General features: G+C 48.8%; 21 protein-coding genes. 3 read left to right on the top strand and 18 right to left on the bottom strand.

What is annotated here, in order from left to right; all coding sequences use genetic code 11:
- Window positions 1-106: 106 nt before the first annotated feature.
- Window positions 107-1465, bottom strand: a complete 1359-nt coding sequence (locus ACQ661_RS09995) for an MATE family efflux transporter (protein WP_313933229.1) — start codon at window positions 1463-1465, stop codon at window positions 107-109.
- On the opposite strand from ACQ661_RS09995, the gene ACQ661_RS09990 reads away from it, so the two are divergent.
- Complete coding sequence (locus tag ACQ661_RS09990) at window positions 1449-2516, top strand: polysaccharide deacetylase family protein (protein ID WP_313933228.1); 1068 nt, start codon at window positions 1449-1451, stop codon at window positions 2514-2516. The two genes, ACQ661_RS09995 and ACQ661_RS09990, sit on opposite strands and share 17 nt — an antisense overlap.
- A gap of 22 nt (window positions 2517-2538) precedes the next feature.
- On the opposite strand, the gene ACQ661_RS09985 is transcribed toward ACQ661_RS09990, so the two are convergent.
- From ACQ661_RS09985 to ACQ661_RS09965, 5 genes are read right to left on the bottom strand one after another with little or no spacing between them, the layout of a single operon-like run.
- On the bottom strand, window positions 2539-3156 hold the full coding sequence (locus ACQ661_RS09985) for an SCO family protein (protein ID WP_313933227.1): 618 nt from the start codon (window positions 3154-3156) through the stop codon (window positions 2539-2541).
- A 24-nt stretch (window positions 3157-3180) separates the two neighbouring features.
- A complete protein-coding gene (gene cyoE, locus ACQ661_RS09980; protein ID WP_313933226.1) occupies window positions 3181-4122 on the bottom strand; it encodes a heme o synthase in 942 nt (313 codons plus the stop codon).
- Between the two features lie 29 nt (window positions 4123-4151).
- The gene (locus tag ACQ661_RS09975) at window positions 4152-5126 is read right to left on the bottom strand and encodes a COX15/CtaA family protein (RefSeq protein WP_313933225.1); all 975 of its coding nucleotides are present in this window, start codon (window positions 5124-5126) and stop codon (window positions 4152-4154) included.
- Window positions 5127-5130: 4 nt separating this feature from the next.
- Window positions 5131-5673, bottom strand: a complete 543-nt coding sequence (locus ACQ661_RS09970) for a hypothetical protein (RefSeq protein WP_313933224.1) — start codon at window positions 5671-5673, stop codon at window positions 5131-5133.
- Window positions 5670-6419, bottom strand: coding sequence for an SURF1 family protein (locus ACQ661_RS09965; protein WP_313933223.1), 750 nt, complete (start codon window positions 6417-6419; stop codon window positions 5670-5672). Before ACQ661_RS09965 ends, ACQ661_RS09970 begins: the two co-directional genes overlap by 4 nt.
- A 26-nt stretch (window positions 6420-6445) precedes the next feature.
- Here ACQ661_RS09965 and ACQ661_RS09960 point away from each other — a divergent pair, with 26 nt between their 5' ends.
- On the top strand, window positions 6446-6661 hold the full coding sequence (locus tag ACQ661_RS09960) for a DUF2909 domain-containing protein (protein WP_110076656.1): 216 nt from the start codon (window positions 6446-6448) through the stop codon (window positions 6659-6661).
- A gap of 27 nt (window positions 6662-6688) precedes the next feature.
- Here ACQ661_RS09960 and ACQ661_RS09955 read toward each other — a convergent pair whose 3' ends face one another.
- The 6 genes from ACQ661_RS09955 to lexA all read right to left on the bottom strand — a co-directional run bounded on the left by ACQ661_RS09955 (window position 6689) and on the right by lexA (window position 12241).
- Window positions 6689-7570, bottom strand: coding sequence for a cytochrome c oxidase subunit 3 (locus ACQ661_RS09955; protein WP_369743102.1), 882 nt, complete (start codon window positions 7568-7570; stop codon window positions 6689-6691).
- A gap of 9 nt (window positions 7571-7579) precedes the next feature.
- Entirely contained in the window at window positions 7580-8176 is a 597-nt protein-coding gene (locus ACQ661_RS09950) for a cytochrome c oxidase assembly protein (protein WP_431668264.1), read from the bottom strand.
- 2 nt (window positions 8177-8178) lie between these two features.
- On the bottom strand, window positions 8179-9765 hold the full coding sequence (ctaD, locus tag ACQ661_RS09945) for a cytochrome c oxidase subunit I (protein WP_369743103.1): 1587 nt from the start codon (window positions 9763-9765) through the stop codon (window positions 8179-8181).
- 12 nt (window positions 9766-9777) lie between these two features.
- A complete protein-coding gene (gene coxB, locus ACQ661_RS09940) occupies window positions 9778-10902 on the bottom strand; it encodes a cytochrome c oxidase subunit II (protein WP_110076652.1) in 1125 nt (374 codons plus the stop codon).
- 296 nt (window positions 10903-11198) lie between these two features.
- Window positions 11199-11627, bottom strand: a complete 429-nt coding sequence (locus tag ACQ661_RS09935; protein WP_110076651.1) for a hypothetical protein — start codon at window positions 11625-11627, stop codon at window positions 11199-11201.
- The gene (gene lexA / locus ACQ661_RS09930) at window positions 11624-12241 is read right to left on the bottom strand and encodes a transcriptional repressor LexA (protein WP_431668263.1); all 618 of its coding nucleotides are present in this window, start codon (window positions 12239-12241) and stop codon (window positions 11624-11626) included. The genes ACQ661_RS09935 and lexA overlap by 4 nt, the downstream gene beginning before the upstream one ends.
- Before the next feature lie 145 nt (window positions 12242-12386).
- On the opposite strand from lexA, the gene plsB reads away from it, so the two are divergent.
- The gene (gene plsB, locus ACQ661_RS09925) at window positions 12387-14849 is read left to right on the top strand and encodes a glycerol-3-phosphate 1-O-acyltransferase PlsB (RefSeq protein WP_313933220.1); all 2463 of its coding nucleotides are present in this window, start codon (window positions 12387-12389) and stop codon (window positions 14847-14849) included.
- 59 nt (window positions 14850-14908) lie between these two features.
- Here the strand turns inward: plsB and ubiA are convergent, their stop codons facing one another.
- Genes ubiA through ACQ661_RS09895 form a run of 6 tightly spaced genes read right to left on the bottom strand, consistent with a single transcriptional unit; the run spans window position 14909 to window position 19806 of the window.
- Complete coding sequence (gene ubiA / locus ACQ661_RS09920) at window positions 14909-15772, bottom strand: 4-hydroxybenzoate octaprenyltransferase (protein ID WP_418055315.1); 864 nt, start codon at window positions 15770-15772, stop codon at window positions 14909-14911.
- 1 nt (window position 15773) lies between these two features.
- Window positions 15774-16394 (bottom strand): chorismate--pyruvate lyase family protein, encoded by a 621-nt coding sequence (locus ACQ661_RS09915; RefSeq protein WP_431668262.1) that lies wholly within the window; start codon window positions 16392-16394, stop codon window positions 15774-15776.
- Window positions 16395-16403: 9 nt separating this feature from the next.
- Window positions 16404-17243 carry a rhomboid family intramembrane serine protease gene (locus ACQ661_RS09910; RefSeq protein ID WP_110076647.1) on the bottom strand — a complete coding sequence of 280 codons (840 nt, stop codon included), beginning with the start codon at window positions 17241-17243 and terminating at the stop codon, window positions 16404-16406.
- The gene (gene glpE / locus ACQ661_RS09905) at window positions 17244-17567 is read right to left on the bottom strand and encodes a thiosulfate sulfurtransferase GlpE (protein WP_110076646.1); all 324 of its coding nucleotides are present in this window, start codon (window positions 17565-17567) and stop codon (window positions 17244-17246) included.
- A 7-nt stretch (window positions 17568-17574) separates the two neighbouring features.
- Entirely contained in the window at window positions 17575-18600 is a 1026-nt protein-coding gene (tdh, locus tag ACQ661_RS09900) for an L-threonine 3-dehydrogenase (RefSeq protein ID WP_110076645.1), read from the bottom strand.
- A 12-nt stretch (window positions 18601-18612) separates the two neighbouring features.
- Window positions 18613-19806: a glycine C-acetyltransferase gene (locus tag ACQ661_RS09895; protein ID WP_431668261.1), complete on the bottom strand. Its 1194-nt coding sequence runs from the start codon at window positions 19804-19806 to the stop codon at window positions 18613-18615.
- Window positions 19807-19827: the final 21 nt, after the last annotated feature.

The raw sequence follows: 19827 nt of genomic DNA, 5'->3' as shown, positions 1-19827 counted from the left end.
ATGAAAGAAATGTGATCCCATCCTGAAATTTCCTGCGTAATTAGTAGGTGGTGGCGTATACACCGCAGTAGCAGTAGATGCTGATGGTGGTGGTTTGTTACCACAGTTAATCTTGATGGATGATTTTGTAGCGGCGCAATAAGTACGCTTGAGTTATTCCACGAGCTAATAGAAATAAGGATAACGCCAACCACAGTCCGTGGTTGGCGTTATTTTTTGCTAAGAGCCATTGGCTTACTAGCACCGCTGGTAAAAACACCCCTAACGCACTGATAGCCATACTGTTGCGCATGCCACGGGTTAGCCCTAACCCAACAAAGACCCCGTCGTAGTAATAGCTCCAATGCGCCAGTAGCGGTAACGCAATTAACCAAGGTAAATAGGTTTGTGCGGTAGTTATCACATCGGGTAGGTGGGTGATTTGGGTGATAATCCAGTTACCGGTCAGGGCAAAAGCCAAACAATAAACCAGGGCAAACAGTGCCGACCAAGTTAAGGTGAGTTTCATCCAATGCCTTATTTGCTGCCTATCCTTGCGGCCGCGGGCGGCTCCCACTAGGGCTTCAACGGCATAAGCAATACCATCTAAGCCTAGCGAGATGAGCATTAAAAACTGCATTAATACGGCATTAGCGGCCACCACCACAGTGCCAAATTTAGCCGCATAGCCGGTCATGGTAGCCATACACAACTGCAGCAGTAAGCTGCGCACAAAAATGTCGCCATTCATGTGCACAAATTGCTTTAACTTGGCGGGCTCGATCCGCCATTTGCTGGGTAATATTAGCCACTGGCGTAGCCACACCAGACCGACCATAGCTACCGTGCTTTCTGCTATCACACTGGCCCAAGCAGCGCCGATGACATTAAGCTGCAAACCAATAACCAGCACCACATCAGCGGCAAGGTTAACTAGGTTCATTAAAATAATCAGACTCATCGCTTGTTTGCTGCGCTGTTGCCCGAGCAGTATCCCGAGTACTGCGAGATTAATCAGTGCAGCAGGTGCGGCTAGCAGCCGAATTTGAATATACTGCCCAGCTAACTCGGCTAAGTCGGCACTGGGCTGAATCAACCACCAAGCTAGCTTGACCAACCAAGGCGCAGCGCTAAGTAAGACAACCCCCAGCCCTATACAAATAAGTAATGCATGAATAAGGAGTTGGCGAATCGCTTGTTCGTCACCAGCACCAAAGGCGTGAGCTGCTTCAGCGGTGGTGCTCATACGCAAAAAAATAGCGAGTAAGTAAGTAAAGCTGACCACCATCGCACCCAACGCAACGGCACCAAGGTAGATATTGTGGTCTAAGTGCCCGATAATGGCCGTATCTACTAAACCTAAAAGTGGCGCGGCAATATTTGAAAGAATCATGGGCAGGGCAATCGCAAAAATCGCTCGATGATCAGAACGATACTTGTTCAACCATGCAATGCCGAGGAGTTTATCTATGCGTGTGTTAATCATCTGTTTATGTTGGTTAGGCTTATTAGGTTGCAGCGAGCCGGTGCTGGCTAAATCGTCCGCCAGTATTACGGTGCTACAGTATCATCATATTGGTGATGATACACCGCGGGTAACCTCAGTAACAGCGGACGAACTAGCTCAGCATATTGAGTGGTTACAAGAGCATGATTTTGACATCGTCTCGATTACTGATGCGTTGCAGCTGTTGCAGCAACCAACCCCTGCTACGGCTAAACTCGCAGTGTTGACCATCGATGATGGCTGGAAGAACGTTTACCAAAATGGCTTGCCGGTGTTTAAAAAATACCAAGTACCTTTTACTGTTTTTGTGAACCCGCGCTTAATGCGCGAGGCTCCTAATTTATACATGAACTGGCAACAATTACGGGAGCTACAGCAATACGGTGCTACCATTGCAAACCACACCAACTCACATGATCATCTTACCTGGCGCCGTACCGATGAATCTGAAAGCCAATGGCAGCAGCGTATTCGAGCAGATATCTTAGACGCTCAGCAAGAGATCTATGAAGCCTTAGGTGCACAGCCCAAATTGCTTGCTTATCCTTATGGTGAATACGACCCCGCCGTTGAAGCTATTGTGGAGGAGGCTGGCTTTGTAGCCTTTGCCCAACATTCAGGCGCTTGGAACAGGTTCAGCAACAGTGCTGCGATTCCACGTTTTCCTGCCTCTGCTCAGTATGCAGACTTGCGCACTCTAGCAACTAAAATCAATAGTTTAGCCTTGCCGGTAACCCATATCACCCCGGCTTCGATGGTATTAGAGCATGACCAAAGCACGCCAAGCTTTAGTGTGACCTTAGACCATACCGATGATTTTAATCCGGCCCAAATGAATTGTTTTGCGGGTAGCTCGACCGTGCGGCCCAGTTGGCAGGGAAACACCTTTACCGTGGAACTCAGCCAACCGTTACCAATAGGACGATCACGGGTGAATTGTACTGTTGCTAGTAAGAGTCAGCCGCAGCGGTTTTACTGGTATTCGCAGCCCTTTGCTCGGGCTGATAAAAATGGACGCTGGCCTGATTAAGCAAAACCAGCATCAAGAGGTATTAATTATCAGCAATGATGGCAAAGTCTGCGGCTAATTGCTGCATATTCACCGTGGGTATCTCGCCCATGGTGTGCTCCGCTTTAAATATCGCCTGTAAATGACCGGCTGGATTCACCAGAATAATAGCCGCACTGTGATTCACTAGATAATCCATGGCACCCTCATCGGGGATGGAATACATCAAACCAAGGTTGTTCACAAACGGATACAGTTGCGGATGTTCAGCGCGAACCCCAAAAAACTCCGGGCCAAAAAACTCCGTATAAGCCGCAATGCGTCCGACATCGTCGCGCTGTGGGTCCACTGAAATCATCCAAACCTTTACCGGGGTATCCGTATGCTGTTGCAGGCTAGGCATGATCTGGCGCAAGTCAGCCATGGTGGTGGGGCAAATATCTGGACAAAAAGTGTACCCCGTAAACAACAGCGTCCACTGTCCTTGCAGACGCTCGTTCGTTACTTGACTACCATCGCTGCCCTGTAGCGTAAATGGCTGTAGTTGTCGTGCTGGTTCGTACACTAAGGCTTGGGGTTGCGCTTGTGGCAAACTATTGTAAATCACCAACCCCGCGACCAAGGCTACTAAAGCCACTGCCGTTGCCACTAATCTTTGCATTTTATCTTGTCCTATCGCTGAAAATTAAAACGAACTCATAGGAGGTAATACCAAGTAGTGGTCTACCAACAACAGCACAAACAAAATCATTAAATGCCAAATAGAAAACTTAAACATGCTAAAGGCAGTATGCTGTTGCGGAGCAAATTTGAGTTTCCACGCATACACCAAAAACCAAAGACTCAAGACTGTGGAGCCAATCAGGTAAATCACCCCAGACATTCCTACTAAATAGGGTAACAAGCAGACCACGCCTAATAAAATGGTGTACAGCAGGATGCAGGTTTTGGTGAATTCAATACCATGGGTCACAGGCAGCATCGGAATTTCAGCTTTGGCGTAATCCTTGGCTCGATGCACGGCTAACGCCCAAAAATGCGGTGGGGTCCAGGTAAAGACAATCATCACCAACAAAATGGCAAAGGGATGGATCTCATTGGTGACTGCGGTCCAGCCCAATAGCGGAGGCGCTGCTCCAGCAAGGCCGCCGATGACGATGTTTTGTGGCGTGGCCCGTTTTAAATACATGGTATAGATAAATGCGTAACCCACTAAGCTAGCTAGCGTCAGCCATGCGGTGAGCATGTTGACCCAAACGGCTAACACCACAAATCCTAACACCCCAATAACCGCAGCAAAGGTTAGCACGCGTTTGGGGGATAGGGCGCCAGAGGGTAGTGGCCGTCGTAACGTACGCGCCATCCGAGCATCGATGTGACGGTCCACCAAATGATTTACCGCTGCCGCTGAAGCCGACATTAAGCCAATACCGACCAGTGCCGGCACTAGCACCTGCCAGGCGACCCAAGTTGGCGTGGCTAAGGCCATGCCTACCAAGGCCGTGAGTAGCAGCAAGAGCACTACGTTGGGTTTGGTTAACGTAAGGTAATCACGCCATGAGCTAGATTTATTATAGGTTGCTGCCAAGTCTTGGCTGGCGCCTTTGATACTTGCATGTTCTGCCATCTGGTTCTCCTTACTCGCTTATTGTTGTTTTATGCGTTGCGAGCAATTTTATAATTTAGCCCAACTAAGCTAAGAAGCAACAAGGCTCCTACTAAGTTATGCGCTACGGCTACCTTTAACGGTAGCATAAAAATAACATTACTAAAGCCTAGTGCTAATTGCACCACTAAGGCAACGGCCACCCAGGTTAGCGCACGTCGCATCACTTTGGATTGGGCTTTAGCAAAACCAAACCACAACAGCAGTGCCACTACTACCGTTGTCACATAGGCACCAAGCCGGTGAGCTACATGCATGGTCATGCGTTCAGCATAGTCATGAGCGCCATATTGATAGGTTTGCGCTTCTGGAATACTAAAAGCTCCGGCTACGTCTAAGCGCTCGGTCCAGTTGCCTTCGCAGAACGGCAGGTCGGTACAAGCGAGTGCCGCATAGTTAGCGGCAACCCAGCCACCAAGTGCGATTTGGGCGATGACCACAAGCAAGGCTAACGCGGCTAATCCGGCGAGTTTGCGCATACCAGCATCGCCCATAGGCATATGGATGCGTTGTAACCTTAGGTGCAACAAATAGAGCAAGCTAAGGGTGCTAAAGCCGCCTAATAAATGCCCCATAACAATCAACGGCTGCAAATTCATGGTAACTGTCCACATCCCCAGTGCTGCCTGAAATATGACCAGGACGAGCAGTAGCAACGGCAGTTTAACCGGTTGTTCTGGATGTTTACGAACGCGAACCAAGGCACTGATGGCTATTGCTAGAATAAATAAACCCAAGCTGCCAGCGGCATACCGGTGAATCATTTCGTTCCAAGCTTTTTGAGTTTCTAACGGTGCATCAGGAAAGGCTATGGCAGCCTGCTCTGCACTTTTGGGGACCGTTAATTCACCGTAACAGCCAGGCCAATCAGGGCAGCCTAAACCCGCATCAGTAAGACGCGTGTAGGCACCTAGTACAATCACCACTAAGGTCAGCAGTAAGCTAAATTTAACTAAGGCCCGCATGCTATCACCCTATCTTTGAAAGTTTTAACAAGGTACGCAAATCGGCCAGGATGTTCTTAGCCTCGGTGCGCATGGCTGATTCATCGGCATGCGTTGGGTAATAAAGGACGATATTTCCCAAGGGATCGATGATAAACAAGTGCTGATCTGGGATGCTGGCAACAGCTGCCGCTAACTGACTGTCGACCACAGCCTGCACTAATGGTGTTTGTTGTAAATCGATGCTCGGCGCTTGGGCGCTGATCATGATTGGGGTAACTCGTTCAGTCTCTTTGCCCAAGGCGATATCGAGCTGATTAATGGCATACAAACCCTGTTGGCAACCGGCACCGCAATCTTGCTCGGTGCGTAGGGCTACCCGCCATCCTGCAGGCAAGCGCTGGTTCAGTTGGTTCAGTTCGATGGGCGGTACTAGCATGGTGCCTTTATTGGTGACCGCCCCCTGATACCAGTTTTGGTCTAGTACCAATTTGGCGCCAATCACCGGAATAAGAAAGGCAAGTACAACGCCTATTAAGGTGGCTCTGGATTTTTTAACAGTACTCATGGGCATTCCTTATTATTTTTCTTTTTATTGGAACGTGCAGCTATAGTAAACACAATCAAGCAAGCTAATGCTAGTGAAAACCACTGCAATGCATAAGCTTGATGTTTGGCGGGCGACATTACTTGAGGTTGCCAAGCACGTGGCCAGCCCCAGGCTTCGCTTTCTGCTAATAATAGCTGCCGATCGGCTAAGGGGAGACTGAGCAGGTTTGTCAGTGCGGTTGGGTCGAAGCGTTGAATACGGATCAGCTCGGTTTGAGCGGCGTTTGTTGCTGCCTCAGTAACCACCTGCTCAGATAAACGAAATCCGCCAAGGCTGGGCGTATAAACCAGTCCGCTGATATTCATGGGTTGGGTTGGTAAGCTCAATGTTGGTAGTTGACTGCGATCACTGCCCGCCGCTACCCAGCCTACACTAACGCCGATCAAACGAGCTGCGGTAGTAGGTTCAAATAAGCCAATCACTTGGTAGCCCACCTGACCTTGCCATACCTGATTATCCAACAGCAAAATGGGCGCGGGCAAAAATCGGCCACTAATAGTAACGGGTTGATACTGCTCTAAATCCTGCAGTTGCTCGATAGATTGCAGTGGCACGGGAGTTTGCTGTTGAGCTTCACCTTGTTGAAATTGGTCAAACAGCTGTTGTTTTTCTGCGGCACGTTGCAGCTGCCAAAATCCTAGCTTGACCAAAAGTGCAATTGCTAGCACAGTTAAGCCCATGCCAAGCCACATCGACTTACGCATAAGCGTGCGCCACTGGAGCAAAAATAATGGTTATAGCTGCAAAAATCATTCTGGTACTACTCATGTTATTTATGGTCGTAAACCTCATGCGGGCTTTGTTAGCCATGCTCAGAAACGACCCTACCAAACCACCAATGACGCACTATTTGGGGCGTCGCGTGTTATTCTCGGCGATTGCCCTAGTGATTATTGTGGTACTACTGGGGTCTGGTGTATTAGCACCAAACCCAAGACCGTACTAGGCACATGGCCCAGTACGGTAACTTGCTTTAAATGACATAAACAAAGATAAACAAACACACCCAGACCACATCCACAAAGTGCCAGTACCAACTGGTAGCTTGGAATGCAAAATGGTTATCTGGGGTAAAGTGACCTTTCAGAACTCGGAAAAACATCACGATTAACATGATGGTGCCCAGAGTAACGTGCATGCCGTGGAAGCCCGTCAGCATGTAGAAGGTGTTACCGTACACTCCAGAGGATAAAGTTAATCCAAGATCTTGGTAGGCGTGAACATATTCGGCACCTTGTAAATACAAGAAGATACAGCCCAAGACGATGGTAATCCCCAAAAACAACGTGAGTTGCTTGCGGTTATTCTTTTCTAAGCCAACATGCGCAAAATGACAGGTAAAGCTAGAAATCACCAAAATAATGGTGTTGTACAAAGGTAAACCCATCCAGCCCATAGCTTGTGTGGTGGTGCCCCCCGGAGTTTCCGTGAGCGGCCACATAGCCTCAAAGCCAGGCCATAGCACTTCGTTGGTCATGGCATTGTTGCTGGCGCCGCCTAACCACTCCACGGCAATGACGCGCGCGTAGAAAAGAGCACCAAAGAAAGCCGCAAAGAACATAATCTCAGAAAAGATAAACCAGCTCATGCCTTGACGGTAGGAGTGGCCTAGCTGTGGACTGTATAAACCGCCCATAGATTCGTTAATTTGGTCGCGGAACCAACCAAATAACATGATTAGCATGACGGCAATGCCGCCCCAAAGTACATTGCTACCCCAGCCATCAACCGTTTCGTTTTTCATATCGATGACGGTATGGCCAGCGCCAAAGGCTATTAATCCTAACCCAATTGCGCCAACGATAGGCCAAGGGCTGGAAGCTGGGACATAATATTTCTCGTGTTGTGTTGCCATAACTCTTCCTCAGTCTGCTGGTTGCTCAATGCTCGCCAGCACATCAGGCGTTGCATGGGCTGTCATATCGTACATGGTGTATGACAAAGTTAAGGTGTGAATATGATCTGGAATATCAGGGTCTAGGTAAAACTGCATTGGCATAACGGTTTCTGCACCAGCAGCTAGTGGCTGCTGGTTAAAGCAAAAACATTCGGTTTTATTTAAGTACAAACCGGCCTCACCAGGGGCTACTGACGGAATCGCCTGCGCCACCATATTATTACCAGTGAGGTTATGCGCTAAAAAGTTCACCACTTTGGTTTCGCCAGGGTGCACCCGTACCGATTTCACTTCGGCTTCAAAGCCCCATGGCATCCCTTTGTTTACTCGCGTTAGAAATTGCACATTCACGGTTCGTGAGGTGTCCACACTGCGGGTACTCGCCATTGCTTGTTCGTTCTTGGTGCGACCGTTAAAGCCGGTAATGTCACAAAAAACGTCGTACAGGGGCACTAATGCAAAACCAAACCCAAACATACCTACGACAATAAACAGCAGTTTGCGTACTACCCGTGCATTGTCTGCACGGGGTACTTTGGTGACTGTTGGTTCGGGCTTTTGCATGATTACTTCACCTCAGGTGGGGTCTCAAAGGTGTGATAAGGCGCTGGTGAAGGCACTGTCCATTCCAACCCTTCGGCTCCTTCCCAAGGTTTGGCAGGGGCCTTCTCTCCACCTTTAACACACTTAATCACCACCCATAAGAAAATTAACTGGGAGAGGCCGAACGCAAAGCCACCGATACTGACAATTTGGTTAATATCAGCAAATTGTAGTGAGTAGTCAGGGATACGCCGCGGCATACCAGCCAAGCCAGCAAAGTGCATGGGGAAGAACAGCACGTTAACTGAGATCAACGAGCACCAGAAATGCAAGCGCCCAAGCTTCTCGTCGTACATGTGGCCAGTCCATTTAGGTAGCCAATAGTAAGCCGCTGCCATGATGGAGAAAATCGCACCACTCACTAAAACATAATGGAAGTGAGCCACTACAAAATAAGTGTCGTGGTATTGAAAGTCGACCGGGGTAATAGCCAGCATTAAGCCCGAGAAGCCGCCAATGGTGAACAGAATCACAAAGGCTAAAGCAAATAACATCGGGGTTTCAAAAGTGATCGAACCGCGCCACATGGTGGCAACCCAGTTAAATACTTTCACCCCAGTAGGCACCGAGATCAGCATGGTTGCATACATAAAGAACATTTCGGCTGCTACCGGCATACCGGTGGTGAACATATGATGCGCCCAGACCAAGAAACTGAGTATGGCGATAGCTCCGGTGGCGTACACCATGGACGAGTAACCAAACAGCGGCTTACGTGCAAATGCTGGGATAATCGCCGAAATAATACCGAATGACGGTAAAATCATGATGTAAACTTCTGGATGCCCGAAGAACCAGAAAATGTGCTGGAACATGACCGGGTCGCCGCCCCCGGCAGCGTCAAAGAAGCTGGTACCAAAGTATTTATCCGTCAACACCATGGTCACCGCTCCTGCGAGCACTGGCATCACAGCTATCAACAGGAAAGCAGTGATGAGCCAAGTCCAGACAAACAGCGGCATCTTCATGTAATTCATCCCGGGTGCACGCATGTTCATGATGGTTACTATCACGTTGATGGCGCCCATGATGGATGAAATACCCATGATGTGCACAGAGAATACAAACAGAGCCGTTGAATCGCTACTGTAAGTGGTGGAAAGGGGAGCATAGAAGGTCCAACCAAAAGCGGGGCCGCCGCCTTCCATAAATAGCGAGGCTAGCAAAATAGCGAACGCAAAGGGTAGGATCCAGAAACTCCAGTTATTCATCCGAGGTAACGCCATATCTGGCGCACCAATCATCATCGGAATCATCCAGTTTGCTAATCCGGTAAAGGCTGGCATCACCGCGCCGAATACCATGATCAAGCCGTGTACTGTGGTCATCTGATTAAAGAAGTGCGGATCGACCAACTGCAATCCAGGTTGGAATAACTCGGCGCGAATAACCATCGCCATCGAGCCGCCTACTAAAAACATAATAAAACTGAACCATAAATACATAGAGCCTATGTCTTTATGATTGGTGGTAAATAGCCAACGGGTAATTCCCGACGGCGCGTGGTGGTGATGATCTTGGTGATCCATCTCGCCAACAACTGTGCTCATAGCCGGGTCTCCTTAATTATTCTTATATTCGTTAACATCGGCGGCTTGTACTAAATCGCCAGTGCTGTTGCCCCAAGCATTACGCTCGTAGGTGATGACCGCAGCCAACTCACGAAGGCTTAGCTGGTTACCAAAGGCTTGCATGGCGGTGCCATTCTTACCATTCACCACAATATCAATGTGTGCGGGTAAATCGTTGAGTACCATATCGGTGCCGACTAAGCTTGGGAACACCCCAGGAATACCTTGGCCATTAGGTTGGTGACAAGCAGCGCAGTTACCTAAGTACACGCTTTCGCCAAGTTGCATAAGCTCGGCTTCGGTCATCGACATGGCCAATAAGCGTTGTTCCTCAGCTTTGGCTTGCTTAGCGATTTGCTCCTGCTCGGTAATCCAAGCATCGTATTCGGCCGGTTCCTTAGCAATAACAACCACCGGCATGAAGCCATGGTCTTTGCCGCAAAGCTCAGCACATTGGCCACGATAAATACCGGGTTCATCTACTTTGGTCCAAGCTTCATTAATAAAGCCGGGGTTCGCGTCCTTTTTCACCGCAAAGTCAGGTACCCACCAAGAATGGATAACATCATCTGAGGTGATGAGAAAGCGGACTTTTTTACCTGTAGGAATAACTAATGGCCGGTCAACTTCAAGCAAGTAATTCTCGCCTTTATCAAGGCGGTTATTGATTTGCTCTTGTTGAGTAGCTAGGAGGCTGAAGAACTCAACGTCGTGGTCAAAATATTTGTAATGCCACTTCCATTGCGAGCCAGTTACTAACACGGTAACGTCAGATTCACTGGTGTCTTCCATAGCAATGAGCGTTGACGTTGCTGGAATAGCCATACCTATCAAAATTAAGAAGGGGATGACCGTCCAAGCAATCTCAACTTTCACGTTTTCATGGAAAGTGGCTGGTTTAACCCCCTGCTTTTTGCGGTGGGCTATCATGGACCAAAACATGGCCCCAAAAACTAAGAGACCTATCACACAACAGATATAAAAAATGGTCATGTGTAAGTCATAGACGCGATTACTTATCTCAGTAACGCCTTGAGTTAAGTTTAATTGCGACGATTGTGCGCTTGCAGCAAATGGAATGCTCGCAAGTAAGCTAGTGATGAGTCTCGTTCTCACGCGACAGCTCCTCTCATTCTTCCGACGCGGTAACCGCGATTACACCGAAGTGCTTGCCTGAAGAACAAAGAGGTGAGTAGAAAAAGGAACAGCATTTCCTTCGAAAATCGCTTTCCCCACTAACCCTTTGTTGTTGTGTATCAATATTTGTTTTTATTTATTGTGTTAGCAGTTAATGCCTGATCAAAATACCACCTTCTGCACAAATTGCCACCGCAAAAGTTAAGATTTTTTTCATTTAAGGATAAAAAAAGGGCTGCCATCACGGCAGCCCTATCAAATCCTTCACGGCAGATTTAGTGGAGTGGGGTACGTGAAGGTTGTTCATCAAAGATGAAACTGTGGGTATGGCTAACTTTACTTGCCATTTTTAAACGTTGCTGAGTACGCGGTGCTAATTCACCTAACCAGCTTAAAACAATGCTGCTAGTGCCTGCGAGTAGGGCTTGTTCAGTTGCCCATTCGCGCTCGTCTTGATTGCGTCCGCAGACCCATCGAATGCGGGTACGACTGATCCCGGCTGCAACCAATTTTTCTACGACATCTTTTGTCGCACCGATAACGGTCACCCATTGGTGAGAACGCAATGAGAGGGCATGTAAACGCGGCAACAAGGCCTCTAAGGATGAACTTGTTGCAGTTGCTTCAAGCTCACTAGCCCAAGTATCAGGTGTTACTTCGTGGACTGCTGATAACATATCGTGGTGATAAAATTTGTTTCTCATAACCATGCTCCATTGCGAATCACGCCTACAGCTAACCCTTCAATCGTGAAAAACTGTGAGGTTAAATCGACTTTAATCGGGGCGAATTCGTCGTTTTCGGGATGTAGGAAGATAACATTGCCGCGTCGCTCAAAGCGTTTCACCGTCACCTCATCTTCAACGCGGGCAACCACTATTTGGCCATTACGAGCTTCTTGAGTTTTGTGAACAGCTAGTAAGTCGCCATCGAGAATACCGATATCTTTCATGCTCATACCGTTAACGCGTAACAGGAAATCAGCCGCCGGGTGAAACAGGTTTTGGTCAACCTGAACGTGACTCTCAACGTGCTCCTGCGCCAAAATAGGTTCACCTGCGGCTACTTGACCAATCAGTGGTAAACCGTTTGGAGCTTCGTCTTCTGTGTCCATTAACTGGATACCTCGAGACATGCCAGGCATCATCTTAATCACGCCTTTTTTGGCTAGTGCTTTTAAATGCTCCTCGGCTGAATTAGCGGAACGAAAACCCAAACGCTCAGCTATCTCAGCACGGGTGGGTGGCATACCAGTCGCATCAATATTGTCTTTGATTAAAGTCAGAATTTGTTGCTGACGAGGTGTTAACGGACGCATATGTTTACCTGTTTATCTATACAGTAGTACTGTGAGTATATACAGGTGTTTTGGAATCGCAACTTTTTTGTGCAATTTTTTTCTATCAGACAAATTCAAACAACAATGATATTCTTTAAGGGTTTCATTTTGTCGAGGAAGGTTCATGAGTCTAAAAGGCTTTTGGCGCAGCCTGTTGCACTGGCCAGTGCGTTGGTTAACACGCTTTGAGATTATTGTTGATGAGTCGGTACAAGGGCTAAAGGGCAGCGACCACGTGGTGTATGTGATGCGCAGTGTGTCCAATGCCGACTTATTGGTGGCCCAACGAGCGTTGCGTGCAGCGGGCTTACCTGACCCTACCCAGCCGTTATTGTTAAACGGTAACGAGTATGCGCGGGTCATGTATTTAGATCAGACCGACCAGCATAGTGCTCAACAGGCGATTAAGGATTTCGAACAGTTGCTTAATGCCCATCAACAGGATCGAAGCTTGGCGGTTTCCTTGGTGCCAGTAGGATTATTTTGGGGGCGCCAAGCCGGTCAGGAGCGACGGCAGGGGCGCACCATGATTGCAGATGTGGATAACCCAGGGCATTGGCGTAAATTTTGGCTGGTGCTGTTCTCGGGTCGGCATATTCTGGTGCGTGGCAGTCGGCCGGTGCAATTGCAAGAGATGGCCGAACAGCGCGGTAGTACCAAACATCTAGCGCACAAGCTGGCACGGGTAGCACGCGTTCATTTTGTCCGGATGCGCCATGCAGTTGCAGGGCCGAAGATGACGGAACGGGCGGTGGTGATTCAAGACCTCCTGGATACGCCAGCGTTACGCCAAGCCATCGCTGATGAGGCGAAGAGCAAAAAGCAAACCGAAGCACAAGCGCGTAAGACTGCTGAAAAATACTTGCATGAAATAGCTGCTAACTATAACGATACCTTAGTGCGTCTTTTAGACCGCTTTATGACCTGGTGTTGGAGTCGTATTTATAACGGGATTCATGTGGATGGCGGCGAGCGTATTCGCGAGCTGGCGCAAGCCGGGCATGAGGTGATCTATGTGCCGTGTCACCGTTCGCACATGGATTACCTGCTGTTAAGTTACGTGATTTATAAAGAAGGTTTGGTGCCGCCGCACATTGCTGCGGGGGTGAACTTAGACTTTTTCCCGGCGGGTCCTATTTTCCGCCGTGGCGGTGCTTTTTTCATCCGCCGTAGCTTCAAAGGCAACAAACTTTACTCGACGGTGTTTCGTGAATACTTGAACCGCTTGTTCCAAAAGGGCTACCCAGTAGAATATTTTACCGAGGGTGGGCGCAGTAGAACCGGTCGTTTGTTACCCCCTAAAACAGGTATGGTCGCGATGACCATTCAAGGCATGTTACGTGGTCAACAGCGTCCGATATCCTTGGTGCCTGTGTACTTAGGCTACGAGCATGTCATGGAAGTGGGTACTTACTTAAAAGAGCTTAAAGGTAAGTCCAAAGAAAAAGAATCCGTGTGGCAGGTGCTGAGTAGCTTGCGTCATTTACGCAATTTTGGCCAAGGCTATGTCTCCTTTGGTGACCCTATTAACCTTGGTGATACCTTAGATAAATTGCAGCCGAACTGGCGTGAATCTATTACGTTGGGTGCCGAGGAGCCATCGCGGCCCCAATGGTTAACCCCAACCGTAAATGTGTTGGCTGATGAAATCATGTGTCGAATCAATAATGCGGCGGCGTTGAATAGCATTAACTTGTCGGCGCTAGCCATTCTCAGCTCTGAGCACCATGCGTTAACTCGTGAAGAACTGATTGGCCAACTGGACTTATACACAGATATTTTGCGCCATGTGCCTTACAGTAAGGATGCCTATATTCCAGACCAAACGGGTGCTGAATTGTGGGAACTTGCGAAACGACACGATAAGTTTGTGGTAGAAGCCGATACCATGGGGGAATTGATTCGGCTAGACGGTACCACGGCCATCGCCATGACCTATTACCGTAATAATATCATCCACATGGTGATCGTGCCTGCAATCGTCGCCGCCTATGCGATGGGGCATAAAAAGTTTGGTATCGCGGGCTTGCAGGCCTTAATAAAACAACTGCAGCCCTTATTACGCGATGAACTCTTTTTGAGTCATCCAGAACAAGATATCGAGCTTTGGGTAGCCGCATTATTAGAGCATTACGTACAGATTGGTTTGTTAACCAACGAGCAAGACTGTGTTTATGGCGTACCTGCACGTGATTCGCAGCGTTATTTCCAATTGGTACTCCTGGCCCGCAGCGCCAGTGAAACCTTGCAGCGCTATGCTATTGTGTTGGAGCTATTACAGCAAGCGCAGCCAATAAGTCGTAGCGATTTAGAGCAGCATGCGGTGACGCTGGCGGAACGTTTGAGTGCCATTCATGGGGTTAATGCGCCAGAGTTCTTTGATCGAAAAGTACTGACAACCTTGGTTGCGACCATTAAGCGTGAGGGTTACATCAGCGTTAATACCGACGGCATGTTGTTGGCTGATGCGCGGGTAGGCTTGTTCAGTGATGCCATCGATGTGTTGTTAGAACCTACTGTGCTGCAAACCATTAGGCAATCGGTGCAACAACTGTTGATGCAGGCGGATACCTCCACCAGCGAGTAAAAAAATGCGCAAGCTCGGTGCAGACCGGGCTTGCGCTAGCTAAGCTTGAACCTAAAAACTTAAAACCAGTACTCGAGCGCGACCGCCAGCGTAAGGATCCAGCCTACATGATTGTTGTGTAAAAAGGCCTTAAAGCAGGCATCAGGCTCGCGCCACCAAATCATCTTTTGCTGCCATAAAAACAGTATTGCCACGATACTTAACCCCAGCCAATAGGCTAATCCATAAGCTAGTTCAATGCCTAGCCACAGTAGTAGCAGCAGGGTAATCACTTGCAGGCTAAAAATCGCCAGCTTATCAAAGCCAGCAAACAAAATAGCTGTAGATTTCACCCCAATCTTTAAATCATCAGGTCTGTCCGCCATGGCGTACTCGGTATCGTAGGCAACCGTCCAAGCGATATTGGCGAAAAACAGCAGCCAAGCCACCAAGGGTAAGCCTTGCTCCAACGCGGTAAAGGGCATCAGCACGCCAAAACTGAAGGCAATGCCCAGCACTACTTGGGGCAGCTGGGTAAAACGTTTACAGAAGGGATAGAGAGTAGCTACGGCAACAGCAGCGATACTTAGTAAAATGGTGGCTACATTAAATTGCAAAACTATCAGTAGAGCGATGAACAACAAGCCCACAAACAAAACGAGCGCCTGCCAAGGTTTGATAGCCCCCGTTGCTAGCGGTCGTTGTTTAGTACGAGTGACATGAGCATCTATGTGGCGATCAGCGTAATCATTAATGACACAGCCAGCCGAACGCATCACAAACACACCCAGCATAAACAACACCACCACTTTTAACGGAGGGTTACCGTTACCAGCAATGAACAAAGCGATTAACGTAGGCCAACCTAACAATAGGGTGCCAATGGGGCGGTCAGCACGCATCAGCTGCCAGCTTGCCCGCGCCAACGAACGTATGTTGGTCATGTTAACTTCCCCTTGATGAACTAGCAGATAACGCCAACTGAGCTGGTATGGAAGCGCCAATAAACACTTCTGCTACCAGCACCTGTTGTTGTGCTGCAGTAAAGCAACTGCGGCGTCCCCATAACTGTTGGCGAGCAAAACCGAGTTGTTGATTGAGGTCACTGACTACCGAGTTATCGGCAAAGCAGCAGACCTCAATCGCGCTGCGCTGCAGATCCGGTTGGGCAAACAGATGCGCCCCTAAGGGTTTATCGCCAAGCTGGCCTAGTTGTAACTGCTTGGTATCCATGGCGCTGGCAGGAAAAACACTACGCGCAAACACCCAAGGCTGGCCATCGCAGCACAACAGCACCTCACGGATAATCGCATGTTCGCCGGTTAGATGGGTGCCCAGCCAAGTGGCTTCATCGGCACGAATGATACCTGGTTGCTGGCCGATAACGATAACCTGAAAATCACTGCTATGCTGTTTGAGTTTGGCGGTAAGGGATTGCGGGTCTTGTAACCAACTATCGAGCTCAGCATGCTGGCTTAGGTGTTGGGCCTTGGCCTTGCACCAGTTCGCTTGTTGCGCCACCCCAATCACCGGAAAGTTAACCCCATTGGGAAGTAAAAACCCCATATTAAAACCTTATTTGGTGCTGAAACGGCTTAGCCACTGGATCAGTGCACCAACCACTAAGCCACTGACTAAACCTGCGGTGTGGGCGGTGTTAGCAACATTCACCCAAAGTAAGTCGGTGTAGCCTAACAGCAGCCAAGCCAACATAAAGATGATTAATCCACGGGGTAGAAAGAGCGGGTGGCGAGGACGATTCCATGCAACCACCACGGCTAGGCCAAAAAGACCATAAACCACACCCGATAAACCGCCAAAATACGGGCCACTTACCATAAACTGTGCAGTGTTAGAGACCAGCGCTACGCAAACGTAGGTTAAAATCAGCCATTTTGAGCCATAATAGCGCTCAAAACGGCCGCCTAAATACCACCACCAAAACACATTAAACAAAATATGCATGGCACTAAAGTGCAACAAAGCCGGGGTTAACAAGCGCCAAGGTTGAGCCCATGGCAGTTGCTCAAATGAGTCGGGATTATAGAGCAAGGCGTATAATATCGGCTCTTGCAGCGCATCGACTTGTAGCCCCGCAAAAACCAGCACTACTAACAGTGCATAGCCCGCAGTAAACCAACCACTTTGTTGCAAGAGTTGCTTGAGCAAACTAGGGGTGGCATGACTGCTTGCGGACGCAGGCGTGTGCGCCGGTTCGGCTTGATCGAGTAACTCGGGATGGTGCTTGAGCTCTTGCAACAGCGCCTTCGCATGCGCACTGTAACTTGCCACGGTAAGCCATAACTCTAATTGGCTACCATGTTCGCTGACGGTGACTGGAACGCCGCGCTGGCTTAAGAACCGGTAGGTTTTGGCCATTAACTCAGCATCTTCAGTACTCATCAGCTTTTGCATTTAACCGCGCTCCATAGCCTCAGGATATTGTTGGCCCCACGCCGTCATGCCACCATCAAGGCTACTGACGAGCTCAATGCCTTGGCCAGCCAAATACTGGGCGGCACCTTGGCTACTGTTACCATGGTAACAAACCACGACCACCTGTTGCTCATCATCTAACTGTTGTAAAAACTCATTGAGGCTGGCATCGGTTAAATGCACAGCCCCTGGGATATGGCCCATGGCGAATGAACGCGCATCGCGAATATCGGCGAATGCCGTGTTGCCCTGCTGCCATAATTGGTGCGCGGTAGCACAGTTGATACGCGTAAATTCTGCCATAGTAAGCTTAACTCCAATCTAAAATGACTTTACCGGATTGACCTGAAGTCATGATATCAAAACCTTGCTGGAAGTCAGCAACCGGCAAACTATGGGTTAGAATAGGTGATAAATCTAGCCCTGATTGCAGTAAGCTGGCCATTTTGTACCAGGTTTCAAACATTTCGCGGCCGTAAATGCCTTTAATAACTAAGCCTTTGAAAATGACTTGGTTCCAATCGATAGCAACGCTTTGTGGTGGGATCCCGAGCATGGCGATTTTGCCACCATGGTTCATGGTTTCTAGCATTTGTGAAAATGCCGAAGGCACCCCTGACATTTCAAGACCTACGTCAAAGCCTTCTTTCATGCCTAGTTCTTGCATCACATCGCGCAAATTTTCTTTGCTGACGTCAACGGCACGAGTTGCGCCCATTTGCTTCGCTAGATCTAACCGGTACTGGTTGACATCGGTGATCACCACGTGGCGAGCCCCAACATGGCGGGCAACGGCCGCGGCCATAATACCAATGGGGCCTGCTCCAGTAATAAGCACGTCTTCGCCGACTAAATCAAAAGCAAGTGCGGTGTGGACAGCATTACCAAAAGGGTCGAAGATAGCCGCTAAATCATCGCTGATATCGTCGGGTAATTTAAAGGCATTCTCGGCTGGAATCACCAAGTATTCAGCAAAAGCACCCGGACGGTTAACGCCAACGCCTACGGTATTGCGGCATAAATGCCGACGCCCGGCACGGCAGTTACGGCAGTAGCCACACGTGATATGGCCTTCGCCCGATACGCGGTCACCTTTGGTAAAACCACGCACGCCATCCCCCATGGCTTCAACGACACCAACGTATTCATGGCCAACCACCATAGGTACTGGAATGGTTTTTTGTGACCACTCGTCCCATTTGTAAATGTGTACGTCAGTACCGCAAATAGCGGTTTTCTTGATCCGAATAAGGAGATCGTTGTAACCGTATTCAGGTTGTTCAACCTCGGTCATCCAAATGCCGGGTTCTGCATGTAATTTAGCGAGCGCTTTCATGGGCAACACTCCTTAAATAATTCCGAGGTCTTTACCAATACGGGTAAAGGCATCAATAGCACGGTCAAGCTGCTCACGACTATGGGCAGCATTCATTTGCGTACGAATACGAGCTTTACCACGCGGTACTACAGGGAATGAGAAGCCTACCACATAGATACCTTCTTTGAGCATTCGGTCGGCCATCTCTGAGGCCAAGCGCGCGTCACCAATCATCACTGGAATAATGGCATGGTCTGCACCGCTTAAAGTAAAGCCAGCGGCAGTCATTTGCTCACGGAAGTAGTTAGCATTATCCCAAAGTTTCTGGCGTCGCTCATGGCCCTGCTCAAGCATCTCAAGTACGCGGATAGAGGCTTGCACAATCGCAGGTGCCACTGAGTTGGAGAACAGATAAGGACGCGAGCGCTGACGCAACCAATCAATCACTGGCTTTTTACCTGAGGTGTAACCACCTGAAGCGCCACCCAATGCTTTACCGAGGGTGCCGGTAATAATATCAACGCGGCCCATGACCTCGCAGTACTCGTGAGTACCTTTACCGTTAGCACCTAAAAAACCTGTGGCATGACAGTCGTCCATCATCACCAGGGCGCCATATTCATCGGCTAAATCACAAATGCCCTTAAGGTTGGCAATCACGCCATCCATTGAGAACACGCCATCGGTGGCTACCAGAATGTTACGAGCGCCGTCGGCTTTTGCTTGTTTCAGTTGAGTTTCAAGGTCGGCCATATCGTTATTTTTGTAACGATAGCGCTTCGCCTTGCTCAATCTAATTCCATCAATAATCGAGGCATGATTAAGCTCGTCACTGATGATGGCATCTTCGGGGCCCATGAGGGTCTCAAATAAGCCGCCATTGGCATCAAAGCATGATGAATAAAGAATGGTATCTTCGGTACCTAAGAACTCACTCAATTTAGCTTCTAATTGCTTGTGAATGTTTTGGGTACCACAGATAAAACGTACTGATGCGGTACCAAAGCCGTGTTCATCTAGACCTTGCTTTGCTGCCGCAATCAGTTCAGAATTATTGGCTAAACCAAGGTAGTTATTGGCGCAGAAGTTAAGTACGGACTCGCCGTTACCTACTTCGATTTCAGCGTCTTGGTCGCCTAAAATGATGCGTTCGTTTTTGTACAAGCCTTCGTTTTCAAGCTCCACGAGCTGGGCTTCAAGCTGTTGATAAAAATCGCTCTTCATGTAATTCTCCGTGGTTCGGAC

The sequence above is a fragment of the Pseudidiomarina sp. WS423 genome, assembly GCF_050750165.1.
GTDB lineage: Bacteria > Pseudomonadota > Gammaproteobacteria > Enterobacterales > Alteromonadaceae > Pseudidiomarina > Pseudidiomarina fusca.
The sequence above is the reverse complement of the archived record's forward strand: the minus strand, read 5'-3'. Positions and strand labels throughout refer to the sequence as shown.